This is a genomic window from Paenibacillus pedocola (assembly GCF_031599675.1).
GTDB lineage: Bacteria > Bacillota > Bacilli > Paenibacillales > Paenibacillaceae > Paenibacillus_AQ > Paenibacillus_AQ pedocola.
Map to the genome: position 1 here is coordinate 62,380 of NZ_CP134223.1, position 16,718 is coordinate 79,097.

At 51.0% G+C, this 16,718-nt stretch carries 17 protein-coding genes; all 17 read left to right on the forward strand.

Going from position 1 to position 16,718, the window contains the following annotated elements:
* The first annotated feature begins 224 nt into the window (after positions 1–224).
* The 17 genes from nadA (at position 225) to lysS (ending at position 16,378) form a co-directional block, all read left to right on the forward strand.
* The gene (gene nadA / locus QU597_RS00295; protein WP_206102654.1) at positions 225–1,163 is read left to right on the forward strand and encodes a quinolinate synthase NadA; all 939 of its coding nucleotides are present in this window, start codon (positions 225–227) and stop codon (positions 1,161–1,163) included.
* A gap of 39 nt (positions 1,164–1,202) precedes the next feature.
* Positions 1,203–2,819, forward strand: a complete 1,617-nt coding sequence (gene nadB, locus QU597_RS00300) for an L-aspartate oxidase (protein WP_310830886.1) — start codon at positions 1,203–1,205, stop codon at positions 2,817–2,819.
* A complete protein-coding gene (gene nadC / locus QU597_RS00305) occupies positions 2,809–3,684 on the forward strand; it encodes a carboxylating nicotinate-nucleotide diphosphorylase (RefSeq protein WP_310830887.1) in 876 nt (291 codons plus the stop codon). The genes nadB and nadC overlap by 11 nt, the downstream gene beginning before the upstream one ends.
* On the forward strand, positions 3,681–4,448 hold the full coding sequence (locus tag QU597_RS00310; protein ID WP_206102657.1) for a type III pantothenate kinase: 768 nt from the start codon (positions 3,681–3,683) through the stop codon (positions 4,446–4,448). The genes nadC and QU597_RS00310 overlap by 4 nt, the downstream gene beginning before the upstream one ends.
* A gap of 49 nt (positions 4,449–4,497) precedes the next feature.
* Entirely contained in the window at positions 4,498–5,382 is an 885-nt protein-coding gene (hslO, locus tag QU597_RS00315) for an Hsp33 family molecular chaperone HslO (RefSeq protein WP_310830888.1), read from the forward strand.
* A gap of 8 nt (positions 5,383–5,390) precedes the next feature.
* Positions 5,391–6,335, forward strand: a complete 945-nt coding sequence (locus QU597_RS00320) for a peptidylprolyl isomerase (protein WP_310830889.1) — start codon at positions 5,391–5,393, stop codon at positions 6,333–6,335.
* 242 nt (positions 6,336–6,577) lie between these two features.
* Complete coding sequence (gene cysK / locus QU597_RS00325) at positions 6,578–7,516, forward strand: cysteine synthase A (RefSeq protein WP_206102660.1); 939 nt, start codon at positions 6,578–6,580, stop codon at positions 7,514–7,516.
* Between the two features lie 320 nt (positions 7,517–7,836).
* The gene (locus QU597_RS00330) at positions 7,837–9,465 is read left to right on the forward strand and encodes an anthranilate synthase component I family protein (protein ID WP_310830890.1); all 1,629 of its coding nucleotides are present in this window, start codon (positions 7,837–7,839) and stop codon (positions 9,463–9,465) included.
* Positions 9,462–10,043 carry an aminodeoxychorismate/anthranilate synthase component II gene (gene pabA / locus QU597_RS00335; protein WP_206102662.1) on the forward strand — a complete coding sequence of 194 codons (582 nt, stop codon included), beginning with the start codon at positions 9,462–9,464 and terminating at the stop codon, positions 10,041–10,043. Before QU597_RS00330 ends, pabA begins: the two co-directional genes overlap by 4 nt.
* Entirely contained in the window at positions 10,040–10,921 is an 882-nt protein-coding gene (locus tag QU597_RS00340; RefSeq protein WP_310830891.1) for an aminotransferase class IV, read from the forward strand. Before pabA ends, QU597_RS00340 begins: the two co-directional genes overlap by 4 nt.
* A complete protein-coding gene (folP, locus tag QU597_RS00345) occupies positions 10,918–11,775 on the forward strand; it encodes a dihydropteroate synthase (RefSeq protein ID WP_310830892.1) in 858 nt (285 codons plus the stop codon). Before QU597_RS00340 ends, folP begins: the two co-directional genes overlap by 4 nt.
* Positions 11,776–11,826: 51 nt before the next feature.
* Positions 11,827–12,189 (forward strand): dihydroneopterin aldolase, encoded by a 363-nt coding sequence (folB, locus tag QU597_RS00350; RefSeq protein ID WP_310830893.1) that lies wholly within the window; start codon positions 11,827–11,829, stop codon positions 12,187–12,189.
* Between the two features lie 10 nt (positions 12,190–12,199).
* On the forward strand, positions 12,200–12,751 hold the full coding sequence (gene folK / locus QU597_RS00355) for a 2-amino-4-hydroxy-6-hydroxymethyldihydropteridine diphosphokinase (protein WP_310830894.1): 552 nt from the start codon (positions 12,200–12,202) through the stop codon (positions 12,749–12,751).
* Positions 12,703–12,912, forward strand: coding sequence for a helix-turn-helix domain-containing protein (locus QU597_RS00360; RefSeq protein WP_236337483.1), 210 nt, complete (start codon positions 12,703–12,705; stop codon positions 12,910–12,912). Before folK ends, QU597_RS00360 begins: the two co-directional genes overlap by 49 nt.
* A 45-nt stretch (positions 12,913–12,957) precedes the next feature.
* Positions 12,958–13,974: a tRNA dihydrouridine synthase DusB gene (gene dusB, locus QU597_RS00365; RefSeq protein ID WP_310830895.1), complete on the forward strand. Its 1,017-nt coding sequence runs from the start codon at positions 12,958–12,960 to the stop codon at positions 13,972–13,974.
* A gap of 226 nt (positions 13,975–14,200) precedes the next feature.
* Positions 14,201–14,680 (forward strand): transcription elongation factor GreA, encoded by a 480-nt coding sequence (gene greA, locus QU597_RS00370; RefSeq protein WP_020425624.1) that lies wholly within the window; start codon positions 14,201–14,203, stop codon positions 14,678–14,680.
* A gap of 183 nt (positions 14,681–14,863) precedes the next feature.
* Positions 14,864–16,378 (forward strand): lysine--tRNA ligase, encoded by a 1,515-nt coding sequence (gene lysS / locus QU597_RS00375; RefSeq protein WP_310830896.1) that lies wholly within the window; start codon positions 14,864–14,866, stop codon positions 16,376–16,378.
* The last annotated feature ends 340 nt before the right edge of the window (positions 16,379–16,718 follow it).

The following is a 16,718-nucleotide window of genomic DNA, read 5'->3' on the forward strand; positions in this document are numbered from 1 at the left end:
CCCGGGGTTCTATGTCTTTGTGCAGCCTGTGCAGGGCGCTGCTGCTTGCCTGGTCACATTGACAGGGGGTGGAACGTTGTGTACATTAGTGATTAAATATTAAATAATAAATATACCTTGAAATAGCAGAGCTGAGTGGCTTTGCATATCTGAATGCAGCGGGTAACTGGTATAATGAATGTCCGGCTTTGATTAGCTATAAGAATTAAGGGGGAGAACAGACCGTGGAAGCTCTGGCGCTTGAGCGCAAGCAGGAACAGAACCGTGAACTTCGTGAGCGCCTCGAACAGCTTAAGAAGGAACGGAATGCAATTATTTTGGCTCATTATTATCAGCGGGATGAAATTCAGGAGGTAGCGGATTTCCGGGGGGATTCTTTTTTACTGGCTCAAAAGGCAGCGGAGACCGATGCGGAGGTTATTGTATTCTGCGGTGTGCATTTCATGGGCGAAAGCGCCAAGATTCTTGCCCCGAACAAAACCGTACTGATTCCGGACGAACGTGCAGGCTGTCCTATGGCGGATATGGTCAATGTGGATGGGCTCCGTAAGCTCAAGGCGCAGCATCCGAACGCCAAGGTGGTCACCTATATTAACTCGTCGGCTGAGATTAAGGCGGAAACGGATATTTGCTGTACCTCGGCCAACGCCGTCAAGGTGATTGAATCGCTCGACGCGGAGGAAATCATCTGGGTGCCGGACAAGAACCTGGGCAATTATGTTCAGGAACAGACCGGTAAGAAGCTGATCATCTGGGAAGGCTATTGCAACACTCATGATATGCTCACGGTTAAAGATGTTATTGAAATGAGAGCCAAATATCCGGAGGCAGAATTTGTGGTACATCCGGAATGCCGCCCTGAAGTAGTTGCGATGGGTGATTATGTAGGCAGCACCACCTCGATCATTGAGTATTGCCGGAAATCGGACCGCCGGCAGTTTATCGTTGGAACAGAGGACGGTACTGGCTACCAGCTGCGCAAAGACAGTCCGGATAAGGAATTCCACTTTGCGACAAAATTCCTTGTCTGCCCTAATATGAAAGTTAATAATCTAAAGAAACTGGTAAAATGCCTGGAGACGATGAAGCCGCAGATTTACGTACCGCCCGCTGTCGCCGACAAAGCCAGAACCTCCCTAGAGCGCATGCTACAAGTCCGGTAGCATGCGCTACTCTTTCGTTGAAACAGGTGAAAAGCGGTCATGATTCCACAATATTTAGTAGATTTCGATCTTCGTGAGCTCCCTACAGTAAAGACAGACTGCCTTGTAATCGGCTCGGGGATTGCCGGATTGTTCACAGCAATTAAAGCCAGTGAAGACCGGAAGGTTATTATGATTACTAAGAAATCACTGATGGAGAGCAACACCCGGTATGCACAGGGCGGAATTGCTGCAGTATTCTCAGAAGATGATTCACCAGTCTACCACCGCCAGGACACCCTAATGGCTGGAGCGGGGCTTAACTCTTCCGCAGCAGTGGATGTATTGGTGCATGAAGGTCCTGAGGGTGTGCGTGAACTGATCCGCCTCGGCACCATATTCGATAAGGAAAACGGTGTACTGGCTTTAACACAGGAAGCAGCACACAGCCACCGCCGTATCCTTCATGCTAATGGGGATGCTACCGGCTATGAAATTGTCCGTGCACTCGCGGAACAAGTCCAGCAGCATGAGAATATTGAGATCTGGGATGACCATTTTGTTATAGATCTTATTACAGAGGGGGGAGAATGCGTTGGTGCGCTGGTGCAGCGTCTAGGCGGCGGAAGACTGTTCCTGCAAGCCGATGCCACGATTCTCTGCTCAGGGGGAGCGGGGCAACTGTACCGCTATACTACGAATCCCGAGGTTGCGACCGGGGATGGGGTAGCGATAGCCTACCGGGCCGGAGCCCATGTGCGGGATATGGAATTTATCCAGTTCCATCCGACAGCACTGAGTTATCCCGGAGCACCACGTTTCCTGATTTCCGAGGCTGTACGCGGTGAGGGAGCTGTCCTGCGCAATATTAATGGTGAACGGTTCATGGAGCGTTATCATGAGCTGCTGGAATTGGCACCCCGTGACATCGTAGCCCGGGCGATTATCAGTGAGATGGAGCTCACCAAGTCAACCTTCGTATACCTCGACATTACACATGAGCCCGCGGATATGGTTAAACACCGGTTCCCGACAATTTATGAGACATGTATGAGTTACGGGCTCGATATTACAAGTGATTGGATTCCTGTGGCTCCTGCTGCGCATTATATGATGGGGGGCATCAAGACTGATCTGAACGGAGAAAGCAATATCGCCCGGCTGTTTGCCTGCGGCGAGGTTTCTTCGACCGGAGTACAGGGAGCAAACCGCCTGGCCAGCAACTCTTTATCCGAAGCTATCGTATTTGGACGGCGGATTATTGAACGTATCCGCCAGCTTCCGCCGCTTGGCCGGGATATCGTATCCGCAGGGTGTGATGAAGGGCGGGTAGAATCACCGACCCAAGCTATAGTCGAACGTCGGCTTAAGCTGCAAAAGGTAATGGTGCGATATGCCGGTCTCCGGCGGAATGAGGAAATGCTGGAAAAAGGGCTGGAAGAACTAAAACGGCAGCTGCCGATTTTTGGCTCTGCTCTAACCAAACGTGAGGAATATGAGTTTGCCAACATGCTTACCTGCTGCCTGCTGATCACAGAATCGGCTTTGGCGCGGCAGGAGAGTCGTGGAGCACATTACCGTGAGGATTATCCGCTAAGGGATGATGCGAAGTGGCAGAAACATTTGCTCCAGATTCGCGATCTCGGAATAGTGGAGGAATTAAGTGATGATGTTTAATGGATACAACGAAGAATTAGTGCAATTAATCAAGGGTTGGCTGCAGGAGGATGTCGGTTCGGGTGATATTACAACACGGACGACGATTCCCGCAGGACACGAATCCAAGGGAATCATCCATGCGAAGGAAGCCGGTGTCATCTGCGGCCTGCCTGTGGCAGAGCTGGTTTTTGAAGTTGTGGATCCGTCGCTTGTCTTTACGGCACTGGTTCAAGAAGGCCAGAGCGTGGCAAAGGGAACGGTAATTGCGGAAGTAGAGGGAAGCACGCACGCAATTCTGACCGGGGAGCGGCTTGCGCTTAACCTGATGCAGAGATTGTCCGGTGTTGCTTCACGGACAGCTGCTTTTGTAGAAGCGCTGAATGGTCTGCCTACACGGCTTGTTGATACCCGTAAGACTACACCGGGACACCGGATGCTGGAGAAGTACGCTGTCCGCGTTGGCGGCGGGGCGAACCACCGGTTCGGATTGTACGATGCTGTGATGATCAAGGATAATCATATCAAGGGAGCCGGAGGTATTCGTCAAGCTGTAGGCCGGGCCCGGGCGAATATACCGCATACCATGACCATTGAAGTGGAGACCGAGAGCCTGGAGCAGGTTGAGGAAGCTTTAGCTGCAGGAGCAGATATTATAATGCTGGACAATATGGCGCCTGAGCTGATGAAGGAAGCCGTTAGAAGAATTAAGACCAAATCACCGCATGTCAAAACCGAAGCTTCGGGGAATGTTTCCCTGGAGACTGTTCGCAGCATTGCTGAATCAGGCGTGGATGTGATTTCTGTTGGAAGGCTGACCTATTCCTTCACTAGTCTGGACATCAGTCTGGATCTGAATGCCAAGAAGGAGGCGCCTCTCTCATGATACTGGCGGTCGATATCGGCAATACCAATATTGTGCTCGGTGTTTACCGGAAGCGTGAGCTGCTGCACCATTTCCGGCTCAGCACTGCGCGTCAATCTACGGCCGATGAATATGGCGTGCTGATTCATAATTTGTTCCATATGTCGAACATATCGTTTAAAGATGTGGAGGGCGTAATTATCTCCTCTGTTGTCCCTCCACTTGTCCAAGTAATCGTTGAGATGTGTGTAAAGTATATCGGCAAAGATCCGCTGCTGGTTGGTCCCGGAATCAAGACCGGTCTTAATCTGCGTTATGAAAACCCCCGTGAAGTAGGGGCTGACCGGATTGTGAATGCTGTTGCGGCTATTGAACAGTACAAATGCCCGCTAGTGGTCGTGGACTTCGGGACTGCAACTACATTCGACTGTATTGATGCCGGTGCCAATTATCTTGGCGGGGCCATTGTACCGGGGCTCGGTATTTCCACCGAGGCCCTGTATCAGCGGGCATCCAAACTGCCGAGAATCGAGCTGGAGAAACCCAAGAAGGTAATTGGGCGCAATACGGTGCATGCCATGCAAGCCGGGATTATTTTTGGTTATGCCGGCCAGGTTGAGGGAATCGTACGGAGAATCAAGCAGGAAATGAATGCGCCGGTACTGAAGGTCATAGCAACAGGCGGGCTTGCAACGCTTATTGCCGGGGAGACGGACTGTATAGATGAAGTTAATCCTATGCTGACACTTGAAGGCCTGCGTATTATTTATGACCGTAACCAATAAAGATAAAGAAGCCTGAACGAGGCTAAGAGAGTGGAGGGATATGCACCCAATGGAAACAAAAAAAGACCGGCTGATCCGGGGGACTGCACTGGACGGAAGAGTCCGGGCATTTGCTGTCCGCACGACAGCACTCGTTGATGAATTGCGGCGCAGACATGATACGTACCCGACGGCTACAGCCGCACTGGGCCGTACAGTAACCGCAGCAGCCATGATGGGCGCTATGCTTAAAGGAGAAGAGAAGCTGGCTATTATGGTCAAAGGCAACGGCCCGATTGGACAGATTACGGCTGAATCGAATGCTCTTGGGGAAGTGCGTGGCTACGTGAGCAATCCGCATGTGCATCTGCCCAGCAACAGTCTTGGCAAACTGGATGTGGCCGGTGCTGTAGGCACCGAAGGATTTATTGATGTGAGCAAGGATTTGGGGATGAAGGAGCCTTATCGCGGAAGCGTACCTATTATTTCAGGTGAGCTTGGCGATGATTTCACCTACTACTTTGCCGTTTCCGAGCAGACACCGGCGGCGGTCGGGCTGGGTGTATTGGTGGAACCGGATAACTCTGTGAGTGTTGCCGGAGGATTTATCATCCAGCTGCTTCCAGGTCTTACCGATGCTGAAATTACTGAGATTGAACAGGCAGTAGGCGCTATGCCATCTGTTACTACCCTGCTTGATCAGGGACTTGAACCTGAGGAAATGCTGCGCTATCTTTTACCGGATGCCATAGTACTGGATGAACTGGATATTAATTTTGTCTGCCAATGCTCGCGGGAGCGGGTGGAACAAACATTGGTCAGTCTGGGCCAGCACGAGCTGGAGCGTTTAATCGAAGAAGACGATCAGGCGGAGGTTGTATGTCATTTCTGCAACGAGGCCTATTTATTTAATAAGGATGAACTTCAGGTTATCCTGGATCAAGCGAGATCGTAGGGCATGCGATGATGACTAGACAGGAGCGCGTGCTGCGCAATGCCGTTGTCATACTTGCTGTCGGCACTTTAGTCCTTGGAGGGCTGCTCTTTTGGAGTCTGCGGGCCATGTACATTCTGAAGGGTGAGGCTGCTGAGGGTGAATCCGCTGATATCGCCAGCGCAGGCGGACAGCCGGTAACGGACCGGGAATGGATAGATGAACTCAAAAAAAAGCACGGTGATGAGGTGCTTCTGGGTATACTCAATCACATTGTAGTCGATAAGGAAGCCAAGGCGCTTGGCATTACCGTGACAGATACAGACATCGAGCAGGAACTTCAGCGCAGTATGGCTGGTTATGGCTCAGAGGAACAGTATTACACGCAAATGCGGTCTGAGCTGGGACTTTCCCGTCAGGAGGTGCGTGAGGAGGCGGTTTACCGGCTCACTCTCCAGGCGGTGGCCACAAAGGACGTTATAATCAGTGAATCGGCAATCGATGATTATTTAGCGGAGAATTCCGCACGCTTCACACCCAAGAAGCAAATGCAGCTCTCGATGATCAAGGTGGAGACTTACGATGAGGCAGACCATGTGATGGACCGGCTGGAGCAGGGAGAGGATTTTGCCGCTGTAGCCAAGGAGGTCTCCATCGACACCGAGAGCAGGGAGCACGGAGGCAGCATCGGAATGGTGGAGGAGGATGACCCTTTCTGGCCTGGGGATCTGCTGCAAACGGCTGCAGGACTTGAGGCGGGCGATATCGCCGGGCCGCTGCAGACCGGTGAAGCTTATGCCGTAATCCGGCTGGAGAAAATGATTGATCCCCCTAAACCGGATGAGGCGGAAATCCGGGAGCAGGTACGCCGGGAGCTGGCACTGGAGCAGGCTGCCCCGTTACAGCAGGTAGAAAGCGATCTGCGTACTAAATATGACACAGCGATATATATTGACAACGGCCTGCAAGATTGATAATATGAGGTTAAATGTAAAACCTACCGTTTTAGTCGGGAATAACCGGCGGCGGATTACACAAAATGGCCGCCTTACAGCGTTATAACTTGACGCTGCGGTATTGAATATCCTGGTGCAGACTCATCGTCCCCTTGAGAGATAAGCCGCAATACATCAAACACCCGGAATTACATGCTGAAGACTTATGTCACAAGTTATGCACTCATAGATTATTAAATATTCCAAGGAGGTTTTTGCTCATGGCTAAAGTCGTCAACAGCGTAACAGATTTGATCGGTGGCACACCGCTTGTTCGTTTGAATCGGATCACTCCCGAAGGTTCCGCAGATATCTACTTGAAGCTGGAATACCAAAACCCGGGTTCCAGCGTTAAAGACCGTATTGCCCTCAGCATTGTTGAAGAAGCTGAGAAGGATGGTCTTCTGAAACCGGGCGGAACGATTGTAGAAGCTACCAGCGGTAACACTGGTATCGGCTTAGCACTTGTTGCAGCTGCCAAAGGCTACAAGGCAGTTATTGTTATGCCTGAAACGATGAGCCTTGAGCGCCGTAACCTGCTTCGCGCTTACGGTGCTGAACTCGTACTGACTCCGGGATCGGAAGGTATGAACGGTGCGGTTAAGAAAGCCGAGCAGATTTTGGCCGAGAATCCGGATTACTTCCTTGCTGAGCAGTTTAAGAACAAAGCTAACCTGAAGATTCACCTGGAAACAACCGGTCCTGAAATCGTAGAAGCGATTGAATCGATCGGTGGACCATTGGATGCGTTCGTTGCAGGCGTAGGTACTGGCGGAACCATCTCCGGTGCCGGCGAAGTACTGAAGAAGCAATATCCTGATGTGAAGATTTATGCGGTAGAGCCCGCTGCTTCACCTATTCTGGCCGGCGGCAAACCAGGCCCGCACAAAATCCAAGGGATTGGCGCTAACTTCATTCCGGATATCCTGAACCAGAACATTTATGATGAGATCATTCATGTGGAAAACGACGAAGCCTTCGAAACTGCACGCCGTGTTGCCAAAGAAGAAGGCGTGTTGTCCGGTATTTCTTCCGGTGCCGCTGTATTTGCAGCGCTTAAAGTAGCCAAAGAGCTGGGAGCAGGCAAAAAAGTCGTTGTCATTATTCCAAGTAACGGCGAACGCTACCTTAGCACTCCGCTGTATAACTTCGAAGTATAATTATTGAAATTTCTTATAAGAGTCTTCCTCTCCGCTCATTCAGGGATAGTGAAGGCTCTTTTTTGTGCATGCTGTTAGAAGAGACGATGTGGCGATATTCAGAGCTGTTGATGCGTTTTGAATGCGAGAATAAGCTTTATTTTACATAAATCCAATCTTCGGGGTTTTCAAAGCGTCCTGAAGTACAGTATACTGACAGGCAATAAACGATGATAACCATGTAAGCTTCACAAAACTTAAGCGAATGCTTACGAAGCGAGTTTTGTTGTGTAGAACCATCAAAGAAGTTGCAGCTTCGCAAAACTTTAAGGAGGATGGCTTTGGAAATCTTAACGGCGTGGCAGGACTGGGAGCAATGGGCAGATGAGAGCTGGAGCCTTCTTCCCTTGATTATACAATCACCACAGGATAAATCCGGCTTGCCGGCTTCTTGGATGAAGGCCTGGGAGCAGGCCTCCGCTTATTCAGTGGTACTGGAGAGCGGGAAAGGCGGCCGCTATACTTACCTGGGGCTTAGCCCTGTCTCCGTAATAGAAGGCAAAGGTGCACAAGCGGCAGCAATGGATTTAATTCCGGGAACATCGGGCTATCAAGTCCGGGAAGCTGCTGCAAAGGATCATTTGCACGGTAAACCGCTGGATGTGCTGCAGGGATGGATGAAGGGATTCACTTCCCCGCGCGCAGAGATCTCAGGATTACCGCCGTTTCATGGCGGCTGTGTGGGATTTCTCAGCTATGATGTAGTCCGTTCCCTGGAGAGGCTGCCTACGCTGGCCCAGGATGATCCGGGATTTCCTGATTATTTGTTTATGCGTTTCGAAGAGCTATGGATTTACGATCACCAGGAGGACATGCTTTATTGTACTGTTCATGTCCCAGTGACTGCCGGTAATAAATCTGATCTGTCTGGCCTCAGACTTCTCTATTCCGAGTCTGTACAGCGGGCGGAGAAGATGCTTGAACAGTGGCGGCTGATCGGTTCTGCTGCAGAACCGGAAGCACAGACCCAGGCAGCGGAGATGGACAGAATTGTCGCTGTGATTGAGGAGAGCATTAACCTGTCCGGAGAGTGGCCTGGCATGAGGTCAGCCTTTTCACCAGAGCACTTTCAGCAGGCCGTGCTCGATGTTCAGGAATACATCCGCCAGGGCGACGTATTCCAGGTCAACCTCTCGCTGCGCCAGGAGGCGCAGCTGAAAGCCCCGCCGGAGGATGTTTATGAATGGCTGCGCAAGCTCAACCCGTCCCCGTACATGGGGCTGCTCCGCTCGCCCGGCTTCGCGCTCTCCAGCGCTTCGCCGGAGCTGCTCGTCAAGCTGCACGGGGACAAGGTCAGCGCCCGCCCCATTGCCGGTACCCGGCGCCGGGGGTTCACTCCCGCGGAGGATGCCGCCATGGAGGCGGAGCTGCGCGGGAGCGAGAAGGAGATCGCCGAGCATATTATGCTTGTCGATCTGGAGCGGAGCGACATCGGCCGTGTCGCTGCATATGGATCGGTCAGCGTGCCGGAGCTGCTGACCGTGGAGCGATACTCGCATGTGATGCATCTCGTCTCGCAGGTGGAAGGGCGCATCGCCCCCGGCCGGGATGCTTATGATGTCATGGCCGCCTTGTTTCCCGGCGGCACCATCACCGGCGCGCCTAAGGTGCGCACAATGGAAATCATCGAAGAGCTGGAGCCGGTTCGCCGCGGCCCATATACCGGTTCACTGGGCTGGATTGACTATAACGGCAATATGGAATTAAATATTATTATACGGACGCTGGCAGTCAAGGACGGAGTAGGATATATTCAGACAGGCGCAGGTATCGTGATCGATTCCGATCCGTACCGCGAATACCGGGAATGCCATAACAAAGCCAAAGCGGTAGTGAAGGCGGTTCTCTGCAGTGAGCTTCAGCAGGAATCACGGATCACCGGCGGCGCCAAAGGGGGAGCAACACTATGATCTTGGTCATCGATAATTATGATTCCTTTACGTACAACCTGGTACAGTATTTAGGCGAACTGGGGGAAGAAGTGAAGGTGCACCGCAACGACGAAATCACGGTTCAGGAGATTGAAAAGATGGCTCCAGATCATATTCTGATCTCACCGGGACCCTGCACCCCGAATGAAGCGGGCATTAGCCTGGAGCTGCTGCAGCATTTCAAAGGCGTCATTCCGATCTTCGGCGTATGTCTGGGACATCAGGCGATTGGGCAGGCCTTTGGCGGCAACGTCATTCGCGCGGAACGTTTAATGCACGGCAAAACATCGCCGATTTACCATAACGGCACATCAGTTTTTGAGGGACTGGAATCCCCCTTTACCGCTACAAGATACCATTCATTAATCGTGGAACGCGAGAGCCTGCCGGATTGCCTGGAGATTACGGCAGAGACGGCGGAAGGTGAAATTATGGCACTGCGTCATAAAGAGTATCCGATTGAAGGTGTCCAGTTTCATCCGGAATCAATCATTACCGATCATGGCCACACCATGCTCCGCAACTTCCTGAAACGGAGAGCCGGAGAACCGGCATGAACTATATCGGACTGAATCAAAAGACAGTCGAGGCCAAAGACGCCGTGGTTTCCGCTCTGGATCACGGCTTTTTGTACGGCATGGGCCTGTTTGAAACCTTTCGTACTTATGGAGGAGTCCCTTTTCTGCTGCGGCACCATCTAGATAGGCTGGCGGACGGCTGCAGACAGCTGGGAATTCCGTTTGAGGCAGATGAAGACTCCCTGCGTAAATGGATTGGACAAGTAATGGCAGCGAATGAGCTGCAGGAAGCATATATCCGTTATACAGTTACCGCAGGTGAGGATATTTTGGGGCTTCCGGCCGGAGAGTATACGCAGCCTAATCATTTGCTCTATATCAAAGAGCTGCCCAAGGTGCCTGCGTCCCTTTACACGGAAGGCAAGCCGCTGCAATTGCTGCGGATACCGCGCAATACCCCGGAAGGGCCGGTTAGGCTGAAGTCGCTGCATTATATGAATAACATTTTGGCCAAACGTGAGCTTGCCGGATATGCCTCAGCTGCGGGCGGTGCGGAAGGGCTAATGCTGACGGATAAAGGGTTTATTGCGGAGGGCATCGTCAGCAATCTCTTTTACATCAAAGACGGGATACTCCATACTCCGGATATAGCTGCAGGCATCCTGCCCGGCATTACCCGGGAAATGGTGCTGGAACTGGCCCCGGGGGCAGGATTGCGCACAGAAGAGGGGTTTTACCGCTGGGAGCAGCTGCTCGCTGCTGAGGAAATATTTCTGACGAACTCGGTGCAGGAGATTGTCCCGGTGACGGCACTTTGGCAAGGTACTGAGTCATTGATGGTTAGCGGCGGGCGAAGCGGCAAGAACACGGCTGAATTGATCAGGTTGTACAGGGAAAGGACGGAAGGACTGAAATGAAACCTGTTATTTATAGACGGAACTACCGGTTTAAGGACAATGAACTGGTCTTAGGCGACCGTACCTTGATTATGGGTATCTTGAATGTAACCCCTGACTCTTTTTCCGACGGGGGCTTGTGGAATGAGCCGGATAGAGCGGTAGAGCATGCACTCCAGATGGCGGCTGAAGGTGCCGATATTATTGATATAGGCGGTGAATCCACACGTCCCGGCCATCAGCCGGTGAGTATGGAGGAAGAGCTGGAGCGGGTGCTTCCTGTTATTGAGAGCATTCACCGCGCAGCGCCCCATCTGGTTCTTTCGATAGATACGTACAAGGCAGAGGTAGCCCGGCAGGCTATTCAGGCGGGAGCACACATTATTAATGATATCTGGGGTGGCAAAGCTGACCGTGATATGGGCGCTGTAGCTGCTGAAGCCGGATGTCCCTTCATACTGATGCATAACCGTCATGACCGTAATTATAAGGATCTGGCGGCAGATATATCTGCGGATCTCAAAGAGAGTATTGATTTGGCACTGGCTGCAGGTGTAAAGCCGGAGAACATCATCCTTGACCCGGGTATCGGGTTTGCCAAGGATTATACCGAGAATTTGCAGGCGATGATGGCGCTGGACAGCTTGACTGAGCTGGGATATCCGGTACTGCTGGCTACCTCCCGCAAAAAGTTCATCCGGACTGCACTCGGTCTTCCAGCGGATGATGTTGTGGAGGGAACCGCCGCGACTGTAGCATTCGGCATTGCCCAAGGCTGTCAGATCGTGCGGGTGCATGATGTGTCCTTAATCAAACGAACCGTTCAAATGTGCGATGCTATGCTGTATGCCGCCTCTCTGCAAGTGCGGAAGTAGGTTAGGCCTACAGCGGCTGACTATTTTTATAATAAGAAAGCAGGTACTGTAATGGATAAAATGACGCTGCACCGCATGGAATATTACGGATATCACGGAGTGTTTGAAGAGGAACGCAAGCTTGGCCAGCGCTTCTATGTGGATCTGGAGCTGGAGCTTGATTTGCAGTCTGCAGGGCTGAATGATGATCTGACGCAGACCGTGAACTATGCCGAAGTGCATGAAACTGTTAAAAATATTGTCGAAACAAAGTCCTTTAAGCTGATCGAAGCTTTGGCGGAACATATTGCATCCGTGTTACTGGACACTTATACTATTATCAATGCAGTAACGGTCAAAGTGACCAAGCCGCATCCGCCGTTCGACATTCATTTTCAGGGAGTGACCGTAGAACTGCGCAGAACGAGAAAGTGAGACCAGGTCCATGAACATACATTCCACCTCTGAGGCATCAGAGGCTTATATTGCTTTAGGGGCTAATTTGGGTGACCGTGAGGGAACCTTGAAGGAAGCTTTGAACAGGCTGAACCAGCATGAGGGAATTGAAGTTGTACGCTGCTCCAGAATATACGAGACCGAGCCGGTAGGCTATCTGGATCAGCCGCAGTTTTTGAATATGGCTGCAGCCCTGCGTACTACGCTTGCGCCGGAGGATTTGCTTCATGTCATGCTGGCGATTGAGACACAGCTCGGCCGCGTCCGGGATATCCGGTACGGACCGAGAACCGTCGATTTGGATTTGCTCTGGGTAGAAGGCCGGAGTCTGGACACGCCCGAGTTAACGCTTCCGCATCCCCGGATGATGGAGCGGGCGTTTGTGCTGATTCCGCTAAGTGATATTGTTCCGCAGAATGATGCATCGTTCGGACTTTACGGAATGATTGCTGCAGCGCTTCAAGATTTGGACGGAAAGGAAGGAATGCGCTTGTGGACATCAAACGAATGGGACGGCGGGTCAGAGCATTCCGGAAGCTAAAAGGGTATACCCAGCAGGAGCTGGCGGATTCTGTCGGAATTTCCCTCGCTGTGCTCGGCGCAGTAGAGAGGGGCAATCGTCGTTTGGAAGATAAAATTTTAAATAAAATTGCGGATGTTCTCGGCGTTTCAGCCGAAGAGCTGGCCAATCCCTCCCCGTGAGACGGAGCTTTTATATAAACCAAAGAGTAAAGGAAGTGAAAGAACATGCTGAAAATTGGCGGTATTGAATTGAAGAACCAGGTGGTTCTGGCGCCTATGGCCGGCGTATGCAATCCTGCTTTTCGTCTGATCGCAAAAGAGTTTGGCACAGGTTTGGTCTGCGCAGAAATGGTCAGTGACAAGGCAATCCTGCACGGCAACAAGCGCACACGAGAAATGCTGTTTGTGGATGAGCGGGAGAAGCCGCTTAGCCTGCAGATTTTTGGAGGCGACCGTGAATCGCTGGTTGGAGCGGCAAGAGTGGTGGATAAAGAGACCAATGCCGATATTATCGACATTAATATGGGCTGTCCTGTCCCTAAAGTGACCAAATGTGATGCCGGCGCCCGCTGGCTGTTGAATCCTGACAAAATTTACGAGATGGTGTCGGCTGTCGTGGAAGCCGTGGATAAGCCTGTCACCGTAAAAATGCGCATCGGCTGGGACAGTGAGCACATCTTTGTAGAAGAGAATGCGCGTGCTGTAGAACGGGCCGGCGGCCAGGCCGTCAGTGTGCACGGCCGTACACGCGAGCAGCTGTATACCGGACATGCGGACTGGAAGTATATCAAAATGGCCAAAGAGGCTGTTTCGATTCCCGTTATCGGTAACGGGGACGTGAATACACCTGAGGATGCGCGGGCAATGCTTGATCAGACCGGCTGTGACGGAGTCATGATCGGCCGCGGCGCATTGGGCAATCCGTGGATGCTGTACCGTACGGTGCAGTATTTGAAAACTGGCGAACTGATGCCTGAGCCTGAAGTTGAAGAGAAAATCAAAGTAGCGATTCTTCACATGGACCGGTTGGTGACCCTTAAGGGGGAAGCGGTCGCCGTTCGTGAAATGCGCAAGCATATGGCCTGGTATTTGAAAGGTCTTAAAGCTGCCGCCCGTGTGAAGGATGTCATTATGGAAGAAACAAGACGCGACGGAATGGTGCGGATTTTGAATGATTTTGTCGTACAGCTTAGAGATGAAGAGGAAAAGGAAGACCTGAGCCCTTCTCTTTCGGCAGTATAATTTCCGCTCCTGCATCGGGGATCTCCATGCTTCTGCTTACATTATCAGATAACACTGAACTTTATATGGGGCGTCATTGACATTTAGTAGCGGTTCCAATATAATTTCACAGTATAAAATCGCCGTTACAGCAAGCGTTAATGCAGCAGGGAGGGTTCTTATCCCTCCGGATTCGCATATAGTATGGTGTTTTCAATAAATGTATACGACAGGAGAATCGGTTGAGATGAGCGATAAAGAAGTCATCCTTACGCCGGACGGACTTAAGCGTCTGGAAGAAGAACTGGAGACCCTCAAATCCGTGAAACGCCGCGAAGTGGCCGAGCGGATTAAAGTAGCAATCGGCTACGGGGATATCAGCGAGAACTCGGAGTATGAAGATGCGAAGAACGAACAGGCTTTTATCGAAGGCCGTATTATTACTCTGGAAAAAATGCTCCGCAACGCCCGAATCATCAACAGCGACGAGATTGTTACTGATGTGGTAAGCATTGGGGTTACGGTTAGCGTTGAAGATTTGGAATATGGCGACGTGATGGAGTATACCATCGTCGGCACAGCTGAATCCGATCCGTTAAATAATAAAATCTCTAACGAAAGCCCGGTAGGTAGAGCCATTATCGGCAAAAAAGTCGGCACAATCGTCGATGTTAGTGTTCCTGCAGGCGTCATTCAATATAAAATTCTCGATATTAGAATGAAGTAACTTACAGTTGTACCCCGAAAGCTTCCTTAGGGAAGCTTTTTTCAAAGTATAACAAGCGAAAAATATGGGTGAACATATATAGCTTATATTTTGTACTGAAACGGACTGCCCTCGCTCAATACCCGCGGGGAGCCGTTTCTTCTTATGTATATGACATGATGGTTTTAGAGAGGATGAACGAACATGACCGAGGAATTGAATACCGTGGAGAGCACGGAAAAAGAGCTTAGCGAGCTGCTGCAGATCCGCCGTGCGAAATTGGACGAGCTGCGTGCACTGGGAATCGACCCGTTCGGCAAGAAATATGAGCGTACTGCAGGAGCCGGAGACCTTCTGGCTAAGTATGACGGACAAACCAAAGAGGAACTGGACGAGCTTGCTCTGGATGTAAGCATTGCCGGCCGCATCATGGGTAAACGGGTAATGGGAAAAGCCAGCTTTGCCCACATCCAGGACCTAAGCGGTAAAATCCAGATTTATGTGCGCCAGGACAGCATTCCTGAAGAGCAATATGCAGCATTTAATGTTCTTGATTTGGGGGACATCATCGGTGTCCGCGGAACGTTGTTCAAGACCAAAACAGGTGAAACGTCGATTAAAGCGAGCAACCTCGAGGTATTGTCCAAATCCCTGCTTCCTTTGCCTGAGAAATATCATGGCCTGAAGGATGTAGAGCTGCGCTACCGTCAGCGTTATGTAGATTTGATTATCAACCCAGAGGTACAGCAGACCTTTATTGCCCGTTCACGGATTATCCAGTCGATGCGCCGTTATCTGGATTCACTGGGTTATCTTGAAGTTGAAACTCCGACTCTGCATGCAATTGCCGGCGGGGCTGCTGCACGTCCGTTCATTACCCACCACAACACACTGGATATGCAGCTGTATATGCGTATTGCTATCGAGCTCCACCTGAAGCGCCTGATTGTAGGCGGTCTGGAGAAAGTCTACGAAATCGGCCGCGTCTATCGTAATGAAGGGATTTCAACACGCCACAATCCGGAATTCACCATGATCGAGCTGTACGAAGCTTATGCTGACTACAAAGACATTATGCAGCTGACGGAGAACATGATCGCCCACATCGCCCAGGAGGTTCTTGGCAGCCAGAAGATTAACTATCAGGGACAAGAAGTCGACCTCTCACCGGGATGGCGCCGTGTAACCATGGTTGATGCTGTTAAAGAAGTAACGGGTGTTGACTTTGGCGTTCAGATGACCGATGAAGAAGCCCAGCGTCTGGCTAAGGAGCACCGTGTGCCGGTTGAGAAGCACATGACCTTTGGCCATATCCTCAATGCGTTTTTTGAACAATTTGTTGAGGAAACGCTGATCCAGCCTACGTTTGTAATGGGTCATCCGGTTGAAATCTCGCCACTGGCCAAAAAGAATGAGCAGGATCCGCGGTTTACGGACCGTTTTGAGCTATTTATTGTTGCCCGTGAGCACGCGAATGCCTTTAGTGAGCTGAATGACCCGATTGACCAGCGTCAGCGGTTCGAAGCTCAGATTCACGAGAAAGAGCAGGGTAACGATGAGGCTCATGAGATGGATGATGACTTCATCCGTGCGCTGGAATACGGTATGCCTCCTACAGGCGGACTCGGAATCGGTGTAGACCGTCTGATCATGCTGCTTACCAACGCCGCTTCTATCCGTGATGTTCTGTTGTTCCCGCATATGCGTAACAAAGACTGAATAATGTCCTGATCCCAAAACCACAATAACCAGGGAAGCTGTACAGGCAGTTTCCTTGGTTCACTGGTGGAATGAGCTGCTGTTAGAGATAATGTGCTTAGCCGTAGCCTAACAAATGCAGAATAGGCATAATCTTTTAAAATAATGCTTGCAATCAAACGCTATACATGATATATTCTATTTCTGGCCGCGAAACATCAACGCCGAGCTCGAAAAAGAAGTTAAAAAAAGAGCTTGCATTGAACGGCTGGATGTGATATATTATAAGAGTTGCTGGTGACGAGATGATCGGCACTGACAACGAGCTTGATCTTTGAAAACTGAACAACGAGTGAGTATC

What these genes read in the sequence shown, in the direction of transcription:
- nadB (WP_310830886.1), top strand. Translation starts at nt 1,203, where the DNA reads ATGATTCCACAATATTTAGTAGATTTCGATCTTCGTGAGCTCCCTACA.
- nadC (WP_310830887.1), top strand. Translation starts at nt 2,809, where the DNA reads ATGATGTTTAATGGATACAACGAAGAATTAGTGCAATTAATCAAGGGT.
- QU597_RS00310 (WP_206102657.1), top strand. Translation starts at nt 3,681, where the DNA reads ATGATACTGGCGGTCGATATCGGCAATACCAATATTGTGCTCGGTGTT.
- hslO (WP_310830888.1), top strand. Translation starts at nt 4,498, where the DNA reads ATGGAAACAAAAAAAGACCGGCTGATCCGGGGGACTGCACTGGACGGA.
- QU597_RS00320 (WP_310830889.1), top strand. Translation starts at nt 5,391, where the DNA reads ATGATGACTAGACAGGAGCGCGTGCTGCGCAATGCCGTTGTCATACTT.
- cysK (WP_206102660.1), top strand. Translation starts at nt 6,578, where the DNA reads ATGGCTAAAGTCGTCAACAGCGTAACAGATTTGATCGGTGGCACACCG.
- pabA (WP_206102662.1), top strand. Translation starts at nt 9,462, where the DNA reads ATGATCTTGGTCATCGATAATTATGATTCCTTTACGTACAACCTGGTA.
- QU597_RS00340 (WP_310830891.1), top strand. Translation starts at nt 10,040, where the DNA reads ATGAACTATATCGGACTGAATCAAAAGACAGTCGAGGCCAAAGACGCC.
- folP (WP_310830892.1), top strand. Translation starts at nt 10,918, where the DNA reads ATGAAACCTGTTATTTATAGACGGAACTACCGGTTTAAGGACAATGAA.
- folB (WP_310830893.1), top strand. Translation starts at nt 11,827, where the DNA reads ATGGATAAAATGACGCTGCACCGCATGGAATATTACGGATATCACGGA.
- folK (WP_310830894.1), top strand. Translation starts at nt 12,200, where the DNA reads ATGAACATACATTCCACCTCTGAGGCATCAGAGGCTTATATTGCTTTA.
- dusB (WP_310830895.1), top strand. Translation starts at nt 12,958, where the DNA reads ATGCTGAAAATTGGCGGTATTGAATTGAAGAACCAGGTGGTTCTGGCG.
- greA (WP_020425624.1), top strand. Translation starts at nt 14,201, where the DNA reads ATGAGCGATAAAGAAGTCATCCTTACGCCGGACGGACTTAAGCGTCTG.
- lysS (WP_310830896.1), top strand. Translation starts at nt 14,864, where the DNA reads ATGACCGAGGAATTGAATACCGTGGAGAGCACGGAAAAAGAGCTTAGC.